Source organism: Paenibacillus sp. FSL R7-0313, from assembly GCF_037969885.1.
GTDB lineage: Bacteria > Bacillota > Bacilli > Paenibacillales > Paenibacillaceae > Paenibacillus.
This window is the reverse complement of record NZ_CP150219.1, coordinates 3497491-3517701: the sequence shown is the minus strand read 5'-3', so window position 1 is coordinate 3517701 and position 20211 is coordinate 3497491. Positions and strand designations below refer to the sequence as shown.

Annotated in this window: 18 protein-coding genes; 1 reads left to right on the top strand and 17 read right to left on the bottom strand. The window is 46.0% G+C overall.

Annotation, left to right across the window (positions count from 1 at the left end):
* The 7 genes from rsgA to NSQ38_RS15400 form a co-directional block, all read right to left on the bottom strand.
* The gene (gene rsgA, locus NSQ38_RS15430) at window positions 1-909 is read right to left on the bottom strand and encodes a ribosome small subunit-dependent GTPase A (protein ID WP_017687455.1); all 909 of its coding nucleotides are present in this window, start codon (window positions 907-909) and stop codon (window positions 1-3) included.
* Window positions 910-970: 61 nt separating this feature from the next.
* Window positions 971-3181, bottom strand: coding sequence for a Stk1 family PASTA domain-containing Ser/Thr kinase (gene pknB, locus NSQ38_RS15425; RefSeq protein ID WP_339782774.1), 2211 nt, complete (start codon window positions 3179-3181; stop codon window positions 971-973).
* Window positions 3178-3954 carry a Stp1/IreP family PP2C-type Ser/Thr phosphatase gene (locus NSQ38_RS15420; RefSeq protein ID WP_036614606.1) on the bottom strand — a complete coding sequence of 259 codons (777 nt, stop codon included), beginning with the start codon at window positions 3952-3954 and terminating at the stop codon, window positions 3178-3180. Before NSQ38_RS15420 ends, pknB begins: the two co-directional genes overlap by 4 nt.
* A gap of 7 nt (window positions 3955-3961) precedes the next feature.
* Complete coding sequence (rlmN, locus tag NSQ38_RS15415; RefSeq protein WP_017687452.1) at window positions 3962-5002, bottom strand: 23S rRNA (adenine(2503)-C(2))-methyltransferase RlmN; 1041 nt, start codon at window positions 5000-5002, stop codon at window positions 3962-3964.
* A gap of 259 nt (window positions 5003-5261) precedes the next feature.
* Complete coding sequence (locus NSQ38_RS15410) at window positions 5262-6215, bottom strand: hypothetical protein (protein ID WP_339782772.1); 954 nt, start codon at window positions 6213-6215, stop codon at window positions 5262-5264.
* A gap of 11 nt (window positions 6216-6226) precedes the next feature.
* Complete coding sequence (locus tag NSQ38_RS15405) at window positions 6227-7321, bottom strand: DUF3696 domain-containing protein (RefSeq protein ID WP_339782770.1); 1095 nt, start codon at window positions 7319-7321, stop codon at window positions 6227-6229.
* Window positions 7314-8594 (bottom strand): DUF262 domain-containing protein, encoded by a 1281-nt coding sequence (locus NSQ38_RS15400; protein ID WP_339782768.1) that lies wholly within the window; start codon window positions 8592-8594, stop codon window positions 7314-7316. The genes NSQ38_RS15405 and NSQ38_RS15400 overlap by 8 nt, the downstream gene beginning before the upstream one ends.
* 57 nt (window positions 8595-8651) lie before the next feature.
* On the opposite strand from NSQ38_RS15400, the gene NSQ38_RS15395 reads away from it, so the two are divergent.
* Entirely contained in the window at window positions 8652-8843 is a 192-nt protein-coding gene (locus NSQ38_RS15395; protein ID WP_339782766.1) for a hypothetical protein, read from the top strand.
* Window positions 8844-9006: 163 nt separating this feature from the next.
* Here the strand turns inward: NSQ38_RS15395 and rsmB are convergent, their stop codons facing one another.
* The 10 genes from rsmB to NSQ38_RS15345 form a co-directional block, all read right to left on the bottom strand.
* Window positions 9007-10521 carry a 16S rRNA (cytosine(967)-C(5))-methyltransferase RsmB gene (gene rsmB, locus NSQ38_RS15390; protein WP_339782764.1) on the bottom strand — a complete coding sequence of 505 codons (1515 nt, stop codon included), beginning with the start codon at window positions 10519-10521 and terminating at the stop codon, window positions 9007-9009.
* Window positions 10518-11471 carry a methionyl-tRNA formyltransferase gene (gene fmt / locus NSQ38_RS15385; RefSeq protein ID WP_339782761.1) on the bottom strand — a complete coding sequence of 318 codons (954 nt, stop codon included), beginning with the start codon at window positions 11469-11471 and terminating at the stop codon, window positions 10518-10520. The genes rsmB and fmt overlap by 4 nt, the downstream gene beginning before the upstream one ends.
* 12 nt (window positions 11472-11483) lie before the next feature.
* The gene (gene def, locus NSQ38_RS15380) at window positions 11484-11972 is read right to left on the bottom strand and encodes a peptide deformylase (protein WP_145322836.1); all 489 of its coding nucleotides are present in this window, start codon (window positions 11970-11972) and stop codon (window positions 11484-11486) included.
* 117 nt (window positions 11973-12089) lie between these two features.
* Window positions 12090-14639 (bottom strand): primosomal protein N', encoded by a 2550-nt coding sequence (gene priA / locus NSQ38_RS15375; protein ID WP_339782759.1) that lies wholly within the window; start codon window positions 14637-14639, stop codon window positions 12090-12092.
* Window positions 14640-14642: 3 nt separating this feature from the next.
* Window positions 14643-15878, bottom strand: a complete 1236-nt coding sequence (gene coaBC / locus NSQ38_RS15370; RefSeq protein ID WP_339782758.1) for a bifunctional phosphopantothenoylcysteine decarboxylase/phosphopantothenate--cysteine ligase CoaBC — start codon at window positions 15876-15878, stop codon at window positions 14643-14645.
* Window positions 15879-16016: 138 nt separating this feature from the next.
* Window positions 16017-16229, bottom strand: coding sequence for a DNA-directed RNA polymerase subunit omega (gene rpoZ / locus NSQ38_RS15365; protein WP_091028645.1), 213 nt, complete (start codon window positions 16227-16229; stop codon window positions 16017-16019).
* Between the two features lie 157 nt (window positions 16230-16386).
* A complete protein-coding gene (gene gmk, locus NSQ38_RS15360) occupies window positions 16387-16959 on the bottom strand; it encodes a guanylate kinase (protein ID WP_017687445.1) in 573 nt (190 codons plus the stop codon).
* 13 nt (window positions 16960-16972) lie between these two features.
* Window positions 16973-17233 carry a DUF370 domain-containing protein gene (locus NSQ38_RS15355; protein ID WP_006209218.1) on the bottom strand — a complete coding sequence of 87 codons (261 nt, stop codon included), beginning with the start codon at window positions 17231-17233 and terminating at the stop codon, window positions 16973-16975.
* A gap of 51 nt (window positions 17234-17284) precedes the next feature.
* Window positions 17285-18184, bottom strand: a complete 900-nt coding sequence (locus NSQ38_RS15350) for a YicC/YloC family endoribonuclease (protein WP_339782756.1) — start codon at window positions 18182-18184, stop codon at window positions 17285-17287.
* 19 nt (window positions 18185-18203) lie between these two features.
* Window positions 18204-20093: a bifunctional homocysteine S-methyltransferase/methylenetetrahydrofolate reductase gene (locus NSQ38_RS15345; RefSeq protein WP_017687443.1), complete on the bottom strand. Its 1890-nt coding sequence runs from the start codon at window positions 20091-20093 to the stop codon at window positions 18204-18206.
* Between the last annotated feature and the right edge of the window lie 118 nt (window positions 20094-20211).

The following is a 20211-nucleotide window of genomic DNA, read 5'->3' as shown; positions in this document are numbered from 1 at the left end:
TTAATACCTCCGCTTCTTATCTTTCATTTCGGTCAGGAACAGCACATAGTGCTGATATCGGCTTTCGGAGATCAGACCTTCCTCCTTGGCCGCAAGCACACGACAACCTGGTTCATGTGTATGGGTACAACCTCGGAATTTGCACTGATCTGCAAACTGGGCGAATTCCCGGAAACAAGTGGAGAGTTCCTCCACACCGATCTCCAGAAAGTCCAGTTGGCTGAATCCTGGCGTATCCGCAACAAATCCACCATTATCCAACGGAATAAGCTCCACGTGCCTGGTGGTGTGTTTCCCTCGTCCTAGACGCATGCTAATCGCATTTGTCTCCAGCGTCAGGCCCGGCATCAATGCATTTAACATCGAAGACTTGCCTACACCGGATTGTCCGGAGAATACGCTGATCTTACCAGCCAGACGGTCTCTGAGCAATTCACTGCCTTCACCGGTACGTGAACTTGTGGAGATCACTTCATAACCAACCTGTTCATACAATGCTTTCACTTCAGCAACAGTGTCTTTGGCTGGATCAGCCAAATCCAGTTTGGTCAACACAATGAGTGCATCCAGCCCCGCCTGCTCGATGTGAACAAGGAACTTGTCCAACAGGTTCAGGTTCATATCCGGTTCCTTCACAGAGAACACGAGAACAGCCAAACTTACATTGGCTACAGGAGGACGGATAAGTTCCGTCTCACGCTTCCGAATTTCATCAACCGTTCCTTCTCCGTTCTCAGTCAACATGTAGCTGACGCGATCACCTACAAGCGGTGACGTTCCCCGTTTTCTGAAGATACCTCTGGCTCGACATTGAACGGCGGAACCTTCAACCGAAGGAACCCCGTTGTCTTCCACTGGCATGACATAATAGTAACCGCTTAGCGCTTTAACGATGATACCTTCTGGCATAGCTCCGTCGCCCTCCTTTAGATGGTGGTACATTCACTCCAGACGCCAGCATAAGCCGCCCTTATGGACGGCTTGATGCGTTAACGACTTCCTTTTTCTTCTCTTTTTCCTTGCCGTGCCCCTTACCATTATTCATGGCAGAAGTGTCCTCATCTACACTGTCACCTTCACCGTCTGCCGGTGTGGACTCAGGTTCACCTTCCTGATTGGGATCAACACTGCCTTCATCAACGCTACCTTCACCTGGATCAGGCTCGTTTTCTGGCGGCGTCTCAGTGCTTTGTTCCGGGTCAATGGAAGGTACATTTACTGTTCCGTTTTTGGCGTCACTGTAGGAGACAAGATACGTATCCAGGAACTGTCCATCACGATATACGGACACAGCCCCATTTTCATTTGGAGCGAGCACAAGTGGAATGGTCAAGGTCTGGGTTGAGTTCACAGTGCGTGTTCCCCATTCCTGATTCTTGCCGCGTGCATCTTCATATGTGATACGAATTTTACTGTTTTTGCCCTCTTCTTTGGGTGACACATTGATATTAAAAGGATATTGCAGCGCTTCAGGCGGATACCCTGTACTGATAAAGATCGTAATCTTATCACCAGGACTCACCTCTGTGCCCGCTTCCACAGGCCATTGCTGCGTCACTTTTCCCTTTTCTATCGTATAGCTTGGTTCTTCCTGCACCTGAGCAAGTTCCAGTCCAGCAGATTTAAGCTTTTCTTCAGCTTCACTGCGGGTAAGATTTTTCAGTTCAGGCATTTTGACCGTTTCAGTGCCTTTACTTACGGTTAACTCAATCTGAACTATCGCAGGATCAAATTCCTCATTCACACCCGGTGTCTGGGAAATAACAGAACCTGAAGCCACATCATTGGAGAAGTCATCTTTCCGCTGAATCTGATCTTCCTTAATGCCAAGCGCAGTCAACTTCTTGACAGCCTCATCATAAGGGTCTTGCTTGACATCAATCATCTTCACCAGTTCTTTTTCTGCACCAACACTGATCTGGACCTCCGAACCTTCTTTGACAACATCGCCTTCTTTTCTGCTCTGGTCATAGACGATACCCGGTTCAACACCTTCCTGGTACATACGGATGACCTCATCACTGACGACGAGTCCTTTCTCCTCAAGCATTTCACGAGCCTTTTCTTCCGTCTGGGTAATCACGTTAGGTACGGTTACTTCAGGTACAACGAGCATACCCTTGACATACCATACAACGCCCACCATGGCGATTAGAATAAGAACGGTTAATGAAATGAGTAGAGCTGGCTTCTTCCAGCTCTTCGATTTTGCCTTACCCTTTCCCGTTTCTTCGTCAGACTCCATCACAGGCACTGCACCCGTCGATGTAACTCCGCGAGGTTCAGGCTTGATGGCTGGCATAACGCGAGTCTGATCTATATCATCCTCATCCGGAAAATCAATCTTCGTTTCATTACGTCTCTCCGGCATCAGGCAAGTTTCCAGATCGGTCTGCATTTCTTTGGCCGACTGATAACGTTCCTGAGGATTTTTACGCATGGATTTTAAGATGACATTTTCCACACTTTGCGGAATCAACGGATTGAATTTGCGTGGTTCATCGAATTCTTCCTGCAAATGTTTCAATGCCACACTGATTGGACTTTCACCCAGAAACGGAAGTTGCCCGGTAAGCATTTGGTAAAGTACGATCCCAAGAGAATATAAGTCCGATTTTTCACCAGTAACGATGCCTTTGGCATGCTCCGGTGAGAAGTAATGTACAGAACCAACTACGGAACCCGTCTGCGTAATCGTTGTAGATGTAACCGCACGGGCAATCCCGAAATCCGTTACTTTCACGCGGCCATTCCGGCCAATTAATATATTGTGGGGTTTGATATCCCGATGAATGATTTGATTATGATGTGCATGATCAAGAGCATCTGCAATCTGGGAAGCGATTCGCACCGATTCGTCCACCTGCAGAGGGGCGCGTTCTTTAATAATTTCATTCAGGTTTTTGCCTTCCACGTACTCCATGACAATATAATGAACGTCATCTTCCTGCCCCACGTCATAAATACTAACTACATTCGGATGAGACAGCGATGCTGCCGACTGTGCTTCCCTGCGGAAACGGCGAATAAACTCTTCGTCATGCACAAACTGTTGTCTAAGGACTTTGATCGCTACATTCCGGTTTAACAGAAGATCCTGGGCTTTGTACACAAGAGCCATGCCGCCACCGCCGACACGCTCAATCACTTCATAGCGTCCGCCTAGCTGGTGCCCAATCATGACTCACACCCCGTTTCCGTATCCACGGAACCTTCCCTCTGCAACTCGAACAAAGCAACCGTGATGTTGTCGTCTCCCCCAGCAAGTAAAGCCAACTGAAGCAGTCGGTCTGCACGATCCTCCAATGCCAGTTCCAGATTGCCGGCAACCTGAATAATCTGCTCATTGCTGACCAGGTTACTGAGACCATCACTGCACAGGAGAAGAACTTCGCCTTCCTCCAGCTTGACAGTATCCAGATCTACCTTCACCTCGGCATCTGTTCCAAGCGCACGAGTTAGTACGTTGCGACGTGGATGATGGGACACATCTTCTTTGCTAATCTGACCATTTTTGAACAATTCATTCACCAGTGTATGGTCCTCGGTTAGCTGGATCACAGCTTTGTTCGCAATTTTGTAGGCTCTGCTATCACCGATGTGTCCAATAACACCTTCCGTATCGTTCAATAATGCCGCAACCACCGTTGTTCCCATGTTATGGTACTTGTCATCTGTGGATGCCGTGCGGAAGATAACTTCGTTGGCATGCAAAATAGCATCGCTGAGAGCTGCAGACAGAGACGCATGTGACAGACCTGGTTCCAATGTTCCCAGATCTTTCACCAACGTCTCTACTGCCAAGCGGCTTGCCGTATCCCCTGCAAGGTGTCCACCCATGCCATCGGCAACAATACCCAGAATATATCCTGTATCGAGATTACGAATCCAGGCTGAATCTTCATTCACCGAACGCACTCGTCCGATATGGCTCACATGAACTGTTTTGATCAAAACGTTCTCACCTCAACTCCATATGCTTTGCACGAAGCTGACCGCAAGCGGCAGCAATATCATGTCCCTGTTCACGACGAATGGTTACATTAACACCCTGTTCCGAGAGAATCTTTTGAAAATTGAAAATGTCACTTCTCGATGTTCTTACGTATTTGCGTTCAGGTACATGGTTAACCGGAATCAGATTCACGTGGCACAACATGTTCTTAAGCACACTTGCCAGTTCTGCTGCATGCTCTGGCTGATCGTTTACCCCACCAATAAGTGCATACTCAAACGTAATTCTGCGACCTGTTTTGGCCAGATAATAACGAAGGGACTCCATCACGTCTTCAAAAGGAAAACGCCGGTTAACCGGCATCAATTTCGAACGCAGTGCATCATTTGGTGCATGGATCGAAATGGCGAGGTTAATCTGTGTATCTTCATCTGCAAACTTGTAGATGTTCGGAACGATTCCGCTCGTGGATACCGTGATGTGGCGCTGACCGATGTTCAGCCCTTTTTCATGAATCATAATGCGCAGGAAAGTCATCGTAGCTTCATAGTTTTCGAAAGGTTCACCCGAACCCATGATCACGATGCTGCTGACACGCTCGTTGCGTTCATCCAAAATTTTCTGAGCCTGCACAACCTGGGCAACAATCTCACCAGCCGTAAGGTTACGCTTGAGTCCACCCAATGTGGATGCACAGAACGTACAACCAATACGACAACCAACCTGTGTGGTTACACAGATGCTGTTCCCGTAATTATGCTTCATAATTACTGTCTCAATGGCATGATCATCATGAAGACCAAAGAGGAATTTAACCGTGCCATCTTTGGATTCAAACTTGGTAATTTCCTTAAGCGTTACAAATTCAAATTGCTCTGTCAGCTTTTCACGCAATGGCTTGGACAGATTGGTCATTTCACTGAAATCATTCACACGTTTTACATAAATCCAGTCAAAGATTTGGCCACCGCGAAACGCCGGCTCCCCATTCTCCACAGCCCATTGCTGCAGTTGTTCCAGAGAATAATCATATATAAAAGGTTTCATTTTGTTGTCAACACCTATTCCTTCTTTTCTTGTCGTTTGGCTTCCTTCTTTTCGTTCCATTCGTCCTATTCTATCACAAAAAAGGTCATACATCCACGTTACACCAACAATACACGATTCACTCATCGTTGTGAGCAAACTGCTACAATCGCATCCTAACATTAGAATAGGTTCGGAGCAAGTCGATCTGTAGTATGGAAAAAGCGACCAATCTGGTCGCCTTTAACAAAAATTATGATTATTGAATATGATTATTGAATTAAAATCGTTTTGTTTTTAAATGTTTTCCAACATATCCTATGTAGCATTTTTGGTTGGCTTTGTCGGGAAGAAAATGTATTCTGCCGCTGTAGTTCCCTGTGAAACTAATGTGGTCAAAAAAATAAGCCGTCTCCCCATTGGGCTTACAAAACAATCTTTGTTGTTTTAAACTAGGATTTTGTTGTACCGATTCAGATTCTGTACGAGCTTTCATGCCCAAAATATGCGGATTGTACTCTGTATCTTCATTACCAAAATACATATTCATCCGTCGGAATTTCGCCAAAATTTGCTTGATATGAAAATTTTGAGAATCCTCAACCAACTGATATTTAACACTTTCGCAGAACTCTAAGTGGGGGAACAAAACAGTTCTTTTTTCCCATAAATCTTGTCCTGAAGAAATATATTTAAAGGTGTCCTCCAGGACTTCATCTTGCAGTAACGTAATTTGGTCAGAGTGGAAAAGATTATCTATCTGCTCTTCTGTGCATTGTATGTCATCTGTATCAAGATCTAACAACATATACTCGCCTTTAATTTTATGATGATTCCACAACGAATGGGTATTCAAGCTAATGTTCTTACCACCTAATTCAAAAGCTATAAGACAGCCTATACCTCGGATTGATTCTTCTCCTACACGCACTTTAAAATCACTTAAAATATAATTTTCTTCATGCACACGTTGACATTTATTACCTAGGACAACTCGCATAAAGTCCTTATCTTTCTTGGCGACATTACTGTCTTTAAACCAATCTTGAATACCATAGTCCCGAGTTACAGAAAAAGAATAAAAATCTTCTGTAACGATAAAACTCTTAATCCCCATATGTGAAATAAGTCCGTGTAACAAGTTAACCCATTGATTGATGATCGTTCTAGCTTCTTGTGGCGTCTGTACATTATTTACCTTTGATAGGGACAATTCATTTATAACAATATTCATACCCTCTCCCCCTAGAACAACTCCTCAATTGCCTTATCCCACTCGTCAAAGAAACCATCTGGCCAATCGGAAAGACTGCCATCATCCAGAATAGCTGGCGAAGATTTTGCATGAATTAAGCGGTTCTCCAAAAGATAACGATAAAAATAGTTTATTCTGATCATATTGCGATCAAGTTCTTTCTTTTTTACCGCAAGGCGAAAACCATTCAACAAATGATCACTATGCGTCTCCACGATTATCTGTACACCACCAGCACAAGCTTTGGCAATAAGTTCCCCCATTTTCCGCTGCCCTTTAGGATGCAAATGAGCCTCTGGGTTTTCAATAATAATTAAATCACCAGGCTTCGCCTTCAATATAGATACAATGACAGGTAGAACATAACTTATTCCAAAGCCCACATTCAATGGATTGAAAGAGTAAGAGGCACCACCAACTGCATATGAGACACCAACAACACCGACTTGTTTATTTTCTTCTATTCCTAACTTTATATCCGGACTGATCTCGGATAACCAAGCTTCTGTTTGCAAAAGCAAACCATTGTCCGTACCTTTATACAAAACACTACTGTTGGACACTTTTTCGTCCAGACCACCTTCAGCTAGATAGTCGGCGAATAGTTCTCCTTTGTAACCGACTTGCTTTTTCTCAACAACTTGATGGTATGATTTTTTGTAAAAGCGTTGTGGTCCAATGCGATCAGCCGAGATATAACTAAAATTGGGTTGAAAAAGATTCAACGTCTCAAATTCGCTATGATCAATTGATTCGGATATAAGCTTGATATAATCCGAATCTCTAGAGTAATCGAAATTCCAATGGAAATTATGACTCTGAGCAGTAATATCTACACTAATTTCATCTCGGTTACTGTCACGATAAAGTAAATCAACGCCTATCCCAATGTTGACCATCTCTCCATTGAGATGAAGTCCATGCGAGATCGATCCAAGATCGTAGGATTGTCTCAATAAGAGTAGAGCTTGAACTAATGTAGATTTACCCATACTATTAATTCCGCACAGAACATTAAGGTTGGACAGTTCTACATTTAAAGTTTCGAAGCATTTGAAGTTTTGAAGTTGTACATTTTTAATCATGCGTTCGCTCCTCCTCAAGCACTTTTTTAACAAGATCCAGCACCATCTTAATTCTAAGACTAACGGAACTACGTTCGCTTCCTTTGAGAGCATTTGTAAATGTATGCTGCTCACATAAATCAATAAACTTTTCTTGGATAAGATACTTATTATTGATAATAATATCTAAACTATCCGAACTCTTAAAACTGTAAATAACAAGTGACCAAGTTTCATAGAGTGCTTTATTTATGGGTCTCCTTCTTCCATCAAGAGACATCTTTCGAAAAGCGTGTTTTCCAAAGATATTATGACATGCCGTCATAACACGAATAAAACTACTCGTAATTCTTTCTCTTTCATTTGCAGTTGTTTCATTGAGATAGACCATAGTATCATTTAGAAAATCATCCACCACACCATTGTACGAGCTTAGTGGCAGACAAGTAAAAGCAACATATCTTAAGCAAAATTCTCTGTCAAGCATTCTATCTACTTTGATGCTACCATCAGTTACCTTTAAAAAAGCAGGTTGTTTTGCCAATTCATTAATAAACTTTGTCGCATGTCCCTGATATAATGCATTTCTAATCTCCTGTGCTTCTAACGTCAGTCCTCCAGTATTAATTCTTTTGAAGATGTTGAATTTAACATTTGAAGGTGTAGTGGGGCTAACCAAATAAGTATTAATGTTCGTCTCTTCAATCCTTCTTTGAAGAGAACGGGGCAACTCCTTGAATTTGAGACCATTGAGCTCTTTTAAGAACTCCATACCAATTAACTCAAAACTCTGCTCAACCACAAACTCTTTAATCGTTGTGACGCGTTGAAGTCCATCAATAATCAAATACTTTTCCTCATCACTTGCATCAAAATAGAAAGCCGGTAGAGGTATTCTTAACAATAGGGATTCAATCAACTGGCTTTTCTGGACATTTTTCCACAATCCAGCCTTCCTCTGAAAATCTGTAGTGAATTCGAAAGCCTCATCTTCAATTCTTCTAATTAGCGAGTCAATCGTCATTTTATCCATCTTGATATCAATCTTGTTGGGATCAAATGGTTTTATCTTATTATCAGAATCTAAATTTTCTGTGTTTTCAATATGATCTGGCTCGACATCAGAAAAAATAACTTCAATATCATTTTTTTCAAAAAATTCCAGAACACTCTCAATTTCTTCTGACTTGGGTTTAATGGTAATAGCAACAAAAGAGAAATTGATCTGATTCTCTTGTTCTTGCGCTATTTTCTTTAGTTGATCTAAGTCTTGATTGTACTTTTCGGGTAACATATCGTGTATATCCTCCTCATATGGTTAAGAATATGTAGTAAGGAAGGAAGTGCTGCTATGCAACAACCTGCTTACAAAGTTGAGATTGGAGTAACACCAAACAACAGTGATAACAATAAGCAGCCATATTATTGGGTTTTGTATGTGTACACTAGTACTTGGTGTAACGAGGCAGCTGGTTGGGCAAGTACACCAGAATCAGCTTGGGAAGAAGCCTATCGTTTTTTTACTCGATATAAAAAATTATAATCTTGTAATTCCGAAGTTCCATACTCACTATAGTATAGGCATTAATGCAACTACAAGAAAATCCGCCAAAATCGCTTATGGCGGATAAGTTAAATCATCTAACTACAATTAACCTTTCAAAAGAATCATTTAAAAGCGACAATACTGTTAATAATTTTAGAAACTATCTAGCTCTCACTAGTCGTGCGATGAAAAATCCGTCACTGTGAGCGTATTGTGGCAAAATCTGAACGCCTCCGTTTACAACCTTCAAGTTTGCTGTCTCCGATTCAGACCAAACGGATGCTTCTGCTGGACGATATTCCGGATGTCGATTCAAGAAATCTGCAACCATATCCTCATTTTCAGCAGGCTCAATCGTACATGTGCTATAAACCAAAATACCCCCTGGTTTTAACAACGGCGCAACCCTATTAAGCAGTTCACGCTGTAAGCCTGCGATATCTTCGATATCTTCTACGGATTTGGTCCATTTTACATCTGGCTTGCGGCGAATAACACCCAGACCGGAACATGGTGCATCCAGCAAAATGCGGTCAAACGACGCTTCCGGGTACCGCTCGTTCAGATCAAGGGCATCTCCCGTTACAGCATCGATGCAACTCAGACCAAGACGCTCCGCCTGATCCAGGATCAGCTGGCGCTTGTGAGCATGTACATCGTTAGCGACAATACGACCACGATCGTGCATTTTCTCCGCCAAGTGAGCTGTTTTACCACCTGGAGCTGCGCAGCAATCCAATACAAGTTGGTCTTCTTCCGGCGCAACGGCTTCAGCGACGAGCATGGAACTTTCGTCCTGTACAGAGAACAAGCCATCCCGATACCAGGACGTTAGAGCCATATTTCCGCCACTACGTACAAGAATACCATCGGAACTCAGGCGAGAAGCTTCAACAATTGCACCTGTGCTTGCCATCTCATGCATCAGTTTCTCCCGTGTGGTCATTGTTGTGTTAACTCGCACACTCACTGCTGGCGGCTCATTATTCGCACGACAGATGGCTTCCGCTGTCTCCTCGCCGAAGTGGGCAATCCAACGTTCAACCATCCATAACGGGTGGGAATGTTCAAGTGAAATACGTTCAGCCACGGGCAGATGTTCTGGAATACGAAGTTCATCCCGATTGCGAATCATATTGCGCAGTACACCATTCACCATACCCGAGATTCCCTGATGGCCCAGTTTTTTCGCCAGATTAACCGCTTCGCTCACCACGGCATGCTCCGGAATACGATCCAGGTATATCATCTGATATACACTGATCCGCAGCAGGCTACGAACCCATGGTTGCAGTTTGGATACTCCTTTGGCGACGTAACGTTCCAGAAAATAATCAAGTGTATTCAATCTAGCGATTGTTCCGTACACCAATTCGGTAGCTAGTCCAGCATCCGCAGGGCTTAAATCCGCCTCTTTCAGACGACGGTTCAACTCCAGATTACTGTATGCTCCATCTTGCTCAACAGCACTCAGAACTTTGACTGCCAATGCACGAGCAGATGTTTTCGGTTTCTGGGAGCGAGATGCACCACCTGAGGCAGAATGGGATGCAGAAGCATTTCCAGGACCACCCGATTTTCCCGAATTCGGGCGGCGGTTTCCTTCACGCCCGGATGCATTTCCTGTGGCTTTATGACTTTTTCCCGACAAACGACCTGGTGTGTTACCACTCATCGCAGCACCGTTCCAGGTTTCAGTGTACCACCACGGGCAAAGTCAGCGGCTTGCATCACCTTTTTGCCTGCAGGTTGCACTTCAGTCAACCAGAGGGACCCATCGCCTGTGCGAACTTCGATCCCTGCCTTGCCCAATTGCAGGACGGTTCCCGGCTCTGCTTGTCCAGCATCCGAAGAAGTTGCCAGATCTACTTGATTGGGGTTAGCCGCAGCCCAGACTTTGAAGACCTGATCTTCCCACATCGTAAATGCACCGGAGAACGGCACAAGACCACGAATCTGATTGAACAGTTCACGTGAAGTACGACTCCAGTCCATTTTCTCATCATCCCGAGTCAGATTGCGAGCATATGAAGCCTCGGCATCATCCTGAGGGACCGCCGTTGTCTCGCCTGCAATCAATCGGGGCATTTCTGCCTGAAGCAGTTTGGAACCCGCCTCACTTAATTTATCAAACATCGATCCGGATGTATCTTCATCCGTAATTGGTAGTTCCACACGCGAGATCATATCTCCGGTGTCCAGGCCTTCAGCCATATACATCAATGTGACCCCTGTCACGGATTCTCCGTTAATAATGGAACGTTGAATCGGAGCTCCTCCCCGATATTTCGGCAAAAGAGATCCATGCACGTTCACACAACCACGAACAGGCATATCCAGCACGGCTTTGGGCAGAATCTGTCCAAAGGCCGCGGTCACGATCAGATCCGGCTTCCATTCAGCCAAGCGGGCTACGGCTTCCGGATCACGCAATTTAACAGGTTGAAACACCGGCAGACCGTGGCGTTCTGCCGCGGCCTTAACCGGTGTTGGCGTAAGTACTTTTTTGCGTCCCTGTGGTTTATCAGGCTGAGTCACCACACCCACCACATTGTATCCCTCTGCCATCAGCATATCGAGAGAAGGAACTGCAAATTCAGGTGTTCCCATAAAAACAATATTCAAATCGATCACTCCTTAATTACGACGCGGTCCCGTTTGATCGGCCGCAATTTCGTACACTTTCTCGGCGATATCCGTAAAGAGTACGCCATCCAGATGATCAATTTCATGCTGGAATGCACGGGACAGCAAGCCGCTACCCGTAATAATCAACTCTTTGCCTTCACGATCCAGCCCTTTAACCGTAACGGTCTCGAAACGGCGAACATCACCATTAATTCCAGGGATACTCAAGCAACCTTCCGGTCCAAATTGCTCTCCCTCACTTGCAATGATCTCCGGGTTAATCATCTTGATCAGCCCTTGCTCATCACCTGCGTCAATAACAATCAGACGTTTCAAAATTCCAACCTGCGGCGCAGCAAGACCTACACCTTCCGCATCGTACATGGTATCAGCCATATCATCCAGCAATTTTTGTACGTTTGGTGTAATTTTGGTTACTTCTTTGGCTCTCTTGTGGAGCACCTCATCTGGTTCTTGCACGATAATGCGAATCGACATGTTGTAAGCACCTTCCTAATCCTCATCATAATTTCAGGACGATATTCTGTATTTTTGGGGTATTCATTTTAATCTATGTTTATACCGCTTGTTTACATCCGCATCGCTGCAAAATGCTTACATTAACATTTGCGGGTCTACATCCAGACTAATAAGCAATTTCTGCGCCTGAACATCATCGTCCATGCGCCGGGCTGTTGCCAGAGCGAGTCCTATGGCGTCTACATCCCCCCGCCATTTTATCATACATTGGAATCTGTATCTATTCTTGATCCGAGGAATCGGGGACGCTACCGGCCCTAATACATCAAAGGCATCATTGCTGAAACGATCCAGACTGCCGAGCCATCCGGCCGCATTAGCCTTCTCTTTCAGTATCCGCGTGTAGTTCTCCGCAAGACGAATCAGTACCGGAAGCTGCTCATGCGAAAAGGTCACCAGAATCAGGCGACAGTATGGCGGATATTGTAGATTGCGACGGTGCAGCAGTTCCTCACGTACAAACGACACGTAGTCATGCTGACTCGCATGACCAATGGAGTAGTGCTCCGGCGTATAGGACTGAACAAACACTTCACCAGGCAATTGGTGCCGACCCGCTCGGCCTGCTACCTGTGTTAGTAACTGAAACGTTTTTTCGGCAGCACGAAAATCAGGCAAATTCAATGCTGAATCCGCTGTTATCACGCCAACCAGAGTCACATCCGGGAAATCAAGTCCCTTCGCAACCATCTGGGTGCCAAGCAATACGTCAGCCTTTTTCTCACGAAATTGTTTCAGCAGCTTCTCGTGAGCCCCTTTTTCCGTTGTTGTATCCACATCCATCCGTATGACCCGAATACCCGGAAATAGCTTCGCAAGCTCTTCCTCGACCCGTTGTGTACCTGTACCAAAGTATCGAATATGCTCACTTCCACAATCCGGACACACTTCCGGAGCGGCTTCCGCATACCCGCAGTAATGACAACGAAGATTATTCGAGCGCTGATGGTACGTCAGTGAAATATCACATTCGGGACAACCTGCCACATATCCACAACTTCGGCACATGACAAAGGTCGAATACCCACGGCGATTCAGCAGAAGCACCGTCTGTTCACCACGTTCCAAGCGCTCCTCCAGCCCTTTGTGCAAAGCCCTGCTGAACATGGAGCGGTTGCCATCCTTCAACTCTTCGCGCATATCAACGATTCGCACCTCTGGCAGCTTGTTACCCAATGCCCGTGTTGGCATCTCCAGCAAGAGTGGTGCAAAATCATCGTTGCTCTGCGAGCGTGCCGCATAATAACTTTCCAGCGAAGGTGTCGCTGAACCCAGAACAACCACGGCCTGATGCTGCTGTGCTCTTTTTACCGCTACATCACGAGCATGATATTTCGGAGTTTCCTCCTGTTTGTAGGAAGTCTCGTGTTCTTCATCCATAATGATCAACCCAAGCCGACTGAATGGAGCAAATACGGCTGAACGCGCCCCAATCGCAACCTTCACCTGACCCTCACGAATCTTGCGCCATTCATCATAACGTTCACCGCCAGACAGACGACTGTGCATAACAGCAACTTGATCCCCAAATCGCCCTTTAAAACGTTCTACCATCTGTGGTGTGAGTGCAATCTCGGGCACCAGTACGATAGCCTGCCGATCCTGTTCGATGCATTGTTGAATGGTTTGGAGATAGACTTCCGTTTTGCCACTTCCCGTAACACCATGTAACAAAAATACTCCATGCCGTTGTTCCTGCAATCGGCCATTGATATTGTCGTAGACAAGTTTTTGCTCATCGGTCAGAACCAGCGGTTCAGTCGCTTTGAACGTCCTGCCCTGATAAGGGTCACGGAAGACCTCAACATCCTCGGTGACGATCAATCCCTTTTCCTCAAGACCCTTAATCGTTGCGGCTGATACCTGCAGTGTAGATAACACTTCTTTCATCGGCATGGGCAGCAGTTCTTTCATTTCCAGCAAAAAAGCCAGAATCTCCTTCTGCCGCTGTGCTTTCGCCGGGAATGAAGCAAGTGCTTCCTGCGCAGCAGCAATATCTACAGCCAGATCAACGGACTTCATCGTTTTTTTATTTAACTTGTCCTTGATGGCCTGACTCTCCAGCAGTACACCACCAAGCAATAATTTCTTGATTAGTGCAGCATGATTGGGATATTTTCGACTCAGTTGTTGCAGCGGTACCTGACCCCGACTTTTGACAAAACGGATGATATCCTGCTGTACTTTCTCGGTCGTAGACTCTTCTCCCCAAACAAATAACACCTCATCATCCGGTTGTGCACCCGCCATCTGTCCATCAAGTGCATCTCCCAGCGAGATGTATCGCTCTGCTTTCCCTTTCAATGCCGTCGGCACCATGACCTGCAATGACAAAATCCGGTTACTGGCGTAACGTCCACTCATCCATTCAGCCAAATCAACCAAATCCTTTGACAACGGGGGAACAATGTCCAGCAACTCCTGAATCTGCTTAAGCTTGAATGATTCCTCTCCGGTACGCGGCACAAGATCAATCACGAATCCCTGCACCGTCCGATGCCCAAAAGGTACACCCACCCGGCTGCCAATCTCGATCCATTCCTTCATCGATTCAGGTACCAGGTAATCAAACGGCCGGTCTGTTTCCTTCACGGGAACATCGACTATGACCTTGGCAATCTCCATATCCTAATTCCTCCCGGCAATGCGCTCCGCCGCAATCCGGAGCAACCGATGAGCCACATCGTCCTTGGCCAACACTGGAAGCTCCTCCAACAAACCTTCCCGGTCATAGATATGTACCGCGTTGGTGTCTGTTCCAAATCCTGCACCCGTGCGGGTTACATCATTGGCTACGATCAGATCACAGTTTTTCCGTTCCAATTTCTCACGTGCATACATCTCAACCGACTGAGTCTCCGCAGCAAAACCAATCAAAAACTGATGGGTCTTCTGTTTGCCCAGCGTTTCAAGAATATCTATATTTTTAACAAGTTCGAGCGACAGCGTGTCGCCTTTCTTCTTGATCTTCTCGGTATAAACTTCCTTTGGACGGTAATCGGCAACTGCCGCCGCCTTAACCACGATATCAGCATCGTCCCACTCGCGTGTTACGGCTTCATACATATCCTGTGCAGACTGTACAGGGATCAGCTCAACGTTCTCCGGTGGCTTGGCTTGGGTACTGCCCATAACCAATTTCACATCCGCCCCCAGATCACGCGCAGCTGCAGCTATGGCAAATCCCATTTTGCCAGATGAATCGTTCGTAATGTATCGTACTGGGTCAATGCGCTCAATGGTACCTCCAGCCGTAACAACAACCTTCTTGCCTTGTAACAATGAAGCTTGTCCCTGCTGGCTAATGTCTGCAGACTCGCGCTGTTCAAAGAAACGTTCCACCACATCCACAATGCTCTCCGGTTCTTCCAGACGTCCCTTGCCCACATATCCACACGCAAGCAAACCTTCACCCGGTTCAATCATCATGGCGCCCCGTTCAACAAGCAGGTTCATATTATGCTTTACAGCTGGATGATCATACATATGTACATTCATCGCTGGAGCAATCATGACAGGGGCTGTCGTCGCAAGAAGAGTTGTTGAGAGCATATCATCTGCCATGCCATGCGCCATCTTGGCAATCACATTGGCTGTTGCCGGAGCAACCAGAACAAGATCCGCCAGATCGGCCAGATGAATATGAGATACAACTGCTGGTTCACGCTCATCAAATGTATCGGTATATACGGTGTTTCGGGTCAACGTTTGCAGCGTCAATTCGGTAATAAACTGTGTAGCGGAAGCTGTCATAATTACATGAACATCCGCTCCCTTTTGTACCAGTCTGCTGCATAATGTTGCCGCTTTGTAAGCGGCTATGCCGCCAGTCACACCAAGCACGATTTTTTTACCGTTCAACATGTTTATTTCCCCCGATATTTATACGACGTCTAAGTAAGATTCCGTTAAAATATGCTTATTCGTAAAAAAATAACAACCTCGCGGTTGTCAATTAATCCGGCTTGCGCCGTATGCAGTTGAAGAGCAGCCGCAGGCGGCTTACTCTTCTTCTTCGTCCTGTCCTTTGATGACAACGAGCAGGTCTCCATAGATTTCTTCCAGTGCAACGCCAACTTGTTTATGGGATCTCGCACCTCTTAAATCCGATTTTTCACCTTCACGTAGCTGTCTAGCCCGGCGGGAAGCAGCAACAACAAGGGAATACTTGCTGTCGACTTTGTTCATCATTTCATCAATAGAAGGATACAGCATATTAACAAACACCTCTTCGCATTAGTATAATCACAAGTTGCCGCCTGACAGAACTGATGTGGCATGTCTTCACACCCGGGCATCCCGAGAAGGAGTGCTTCAGTATATGATATGACAACTGCCCCACTTATATCGCATTCTGCAGCGGCAAAAGGGATTATTTATTGATCTTACAATGTTCGGCGATTATGATGCTTTCTATTCTCTTGCACGCCAAATCAATTTCATCATTAACAACAGCGTAATCATACTGCTCCAGCAGACTGATTTCATCAACCGCCACGGACATCCGGTGATCAATGGTCGCTTGGCTTTCGGTACCACGGCCCTGAATGCGATCTTTCAGCTCGTCCAATGAAGGAGGAAGCAGGAAAACAAAGATGCCTTCCGGGAATTTCTCTTTCACTTTTAACGCGCCTTGAACCTCAATCTCCAGAATGATGTCGCGGCCTTCGTTAATCGTTTTCTCTACAAAATCACGCGGTGTTCCGTAATAATTACCAACATACTCCGCATGTTCCAACAATTGATCTTCAGCAATCATGTTTTGGAACTCTTCATGACTTCTGAAGAAATAGTTCACACCATGTTCTTCACCAAGACGAGGCTGACGGGTTGTCGCCGATACGGAATAGATCAATTCCGGCACCCGTTTGCGCAAAGCGCTGCATACAGTACCCTTCCCGACCCCAGATGGGCCGGACAACACTACCAGTAATCCCTTAGACATATTACACTCCATTTTATTCGTCGTTATCATCATCTTTCGAAGAAAGACGATGGGCGACCGTCTCAGGCTGAACCGCAGACAGAATGACATGATCGCTATCCGTAATAATTACGGCACGAGTACGTCTTCCGTACGTTGCATCAATCAGCATGTGACGATCTCTTGCCTCTTGTATAATTCTCTTGATCGGCGCCGATTCCGGACTCACGATGGATATAATCCGGTTCGCCGATACGATGTTACCGAATCCAATGTTAATGAGTTTGATTGCCATAATCAGGTTCTTCCCCCTATACATGCGACTCTTTTGCCGAAATGTGGCCGTTCATTCGATATTCGCAGCTTGCTCACGAATCTTCTCCAGCTCCGCCTTCATCTCGACAACACGATTCACCAGAGCCAAATGGTTGGCTTTTGATCCAATCGTATTGACTTCCCGATTCATCTCTTGAATTAGAAAGTCCAACTTACGACCTACGGGCTCATCACTCTTCAGCAGTTCCCTGCTCTGTCCAAAGTGACTCTGTAGACGCGTAAGCTCCTCTTCTATGTTAGAACGATCGGCAAACATTGCAATTTCCATACCCAATTTATGCTCATCAAAAGGGAAAGAGCCTTCTTCCTGCATTTCCGTAAGCCTCTGTCTTAGCTTGTTGCGGTAATCACTTACCACAGTCGGTGCAAGATCAAGCATCTCGGTATGCAGTGACTCCAGACGGTTAATCCTCCGTTCCAGATCACTGGCCAGATGAAGACCCTCGCGAGCGCGCATCTGTTCAAGGCTGGACAGAGCCTCTTTCAATCCTTCCTGCAAAACTCGCTCCCATTCGTCCTTCTGCTCTTCGGGAATGGAACTTGTCCCATCCGAATGAACCATGACGTCCGGCAGCCCAAGCATATCCACAATACTTGGTTTGCCCTGCATTCCATATTGGGTTTCCAGTTGCTCTGCAGCCTGCAGATAGGCCCTGACCGTCTGTTCATTCAGAACAGCGGGAAGAGCCTGGTCTTCCTCTTTTTCTTTCATTACATAAACATCAATCCGCCCACGTTTCAAACGACTCTGTACGATCTTCCTCAAACCATCTTCATAATACGTCCACTCTCTTGGCAGACGCATCATCACTTCGCAGTAACGATGATTAACAGATTTGATCTCTAATTGTACCTTATAGCCGCCAAAATGAAAGGCGGATTGACCGTATCCGGTCATACTGAATGACATCGGCATCACATCCGTTTTACTATTGTAATTGATTATTAGGGTTGAAACAAGTAGGACATTGATGCTCCGACTTCTCCCATACGTATTGAGTCAGTTCGGCCGTCATGCCGTAGAACATAAACGGTGTCATAAGATAGATGCCTTTGAAATGCGCTGTTGCTACGTCCAGCAATTCCTTGGCAATTTTTACCCCCATCGCACGGCCTTCTTCGCCTTCCAGACCTGCCATACGGGAACGCACTTCATCCGAGAGCTGAATTCCGGGAACCTCGTTGTGCAGATACTCTGCATTCCGTCCACTCGCCAGCGGCATTACACCTACAAAAATGGGCACATCCAGATGTTTGGTCGCTTCGTGCATTGCTACAATCAACTCAGGATCATAGATCGGTTGTGTCATGATGTAATCAGCGCCAGAGGCAATTTTCTTCTCCAGACGTTGTACAGCTTTCTCCAAATATTTCACATTAGGATTAAATGCCGCTCCAATTACAAAACCAGCTCTTTGCTTCAGCGGTTTACCTGAGAAAGCCACTCCATCGTTCAACTGTTTGATCATGCGTATGATTTCAAAAGAAGTCAGATCGTATACTGAGCTTGAACCCGGCAAATCACCAAATCTTGCAGGATCTCCTGTTACAGCCAGTACATGATTAATGCCCAGAGCATCAAAACCCATCATGTGTGACTGTGTTCCAATCAGATTCCGGTCACGGCAGGCAATATGCACAAGTGGACGAAGGCCCGTGCGATCCTGAACGAGGTGACCCAGCGCCATGTTGCTCATCCGTGTTACCGCGAGTGAGTTATCGGCCAGTGTCAGGGCATCGGCTCCTGCTGCTTTCAGTGTCTCGGCACCCTTCATGAACTTGGCAATGTCCAAGTCACGTGGCGGGTCAAGTTCAACAATGACCGTGTGACGCTGCTTGACCAGATCAACGATTGTAGGCTGTCCTCCACGTCCGGAACGCTCATCCACATTTTCATGCAACACGATACGTGGTTTGGACTCTGACGGATCAGGCTCCAGAATAGGCGAAGGCACATAGTCAGCAAGCGCCTCTTTCATAGCGGTAATATGATCAGGTGTCGTACCACAGCAACCACCGATAATACGAGCACCCAGTTCAGCAAATTGCACTGCCGTCTGACCAAAGTACTCCGGAGTCGCACCATAACGGAACTGACCATCCACATAATCTGCGGCACCCGCGTTCGGGTAGACGGACATTGGAATACCAATACGTCCGGAGACGGTTTCCATGGCACGCATAATCCCGTTTGGACCTGAGCGACAGTTAAAACCAATGACGTCCGCACCCTGCTCCCGCATAATACGGAAGGCTTCAGGCATTGTATATCCGTCCAGTGTGTGTCCTACATCCTCTACCGCGAACTGTCCAATCACGGGCAGATCACTTAGCTTTCGCGCTTGCAAAAGGGCAATATCCATTTCCTCGATATCATAGAAGGTCTCAAGCAAAATGCCATCCACGCCTTCATCAAGCAGTGCAGAGATCTGTTGTTGATAAAAGCGTTTCAGTTCACTCGTTGATACATTCGTCCGCTTGCCACCTCGAATGGAACCAACTGCACCAAGCACATAACCGGTATCTCCAGCTACCTCTTTGGCAATGCGTACGCCGGCACGGTTCACGTCCTCCACCTTGGACTCCAGACCGAACTTGGACAACTTGTCGTAATTGGCAGAATACGTATTTGTTTCAAATATTTCTGTACCTGCATCCCGATAACGGCGATGTACATCCGCCACCACTTCAGGTGAAATCAAGTTTAATTCTTCATATGAAATCCCTACCGGGAACCCCATTTGGTACAGAAATGTTCCCATGGCCCCATCTCCAACGAGAACCCGTTCCTGCATAACTTTGCGCAAATCCGCCTTCATCCCATTTCCCCCCGCCTAGCTGTGATCATTTACATACTAATGTAACACAAAAAACGCTAAAAAACGAAGAAAAACACAGGTTTTGATGAGTATCCAGCTCATATGGACTTTCTTGCCA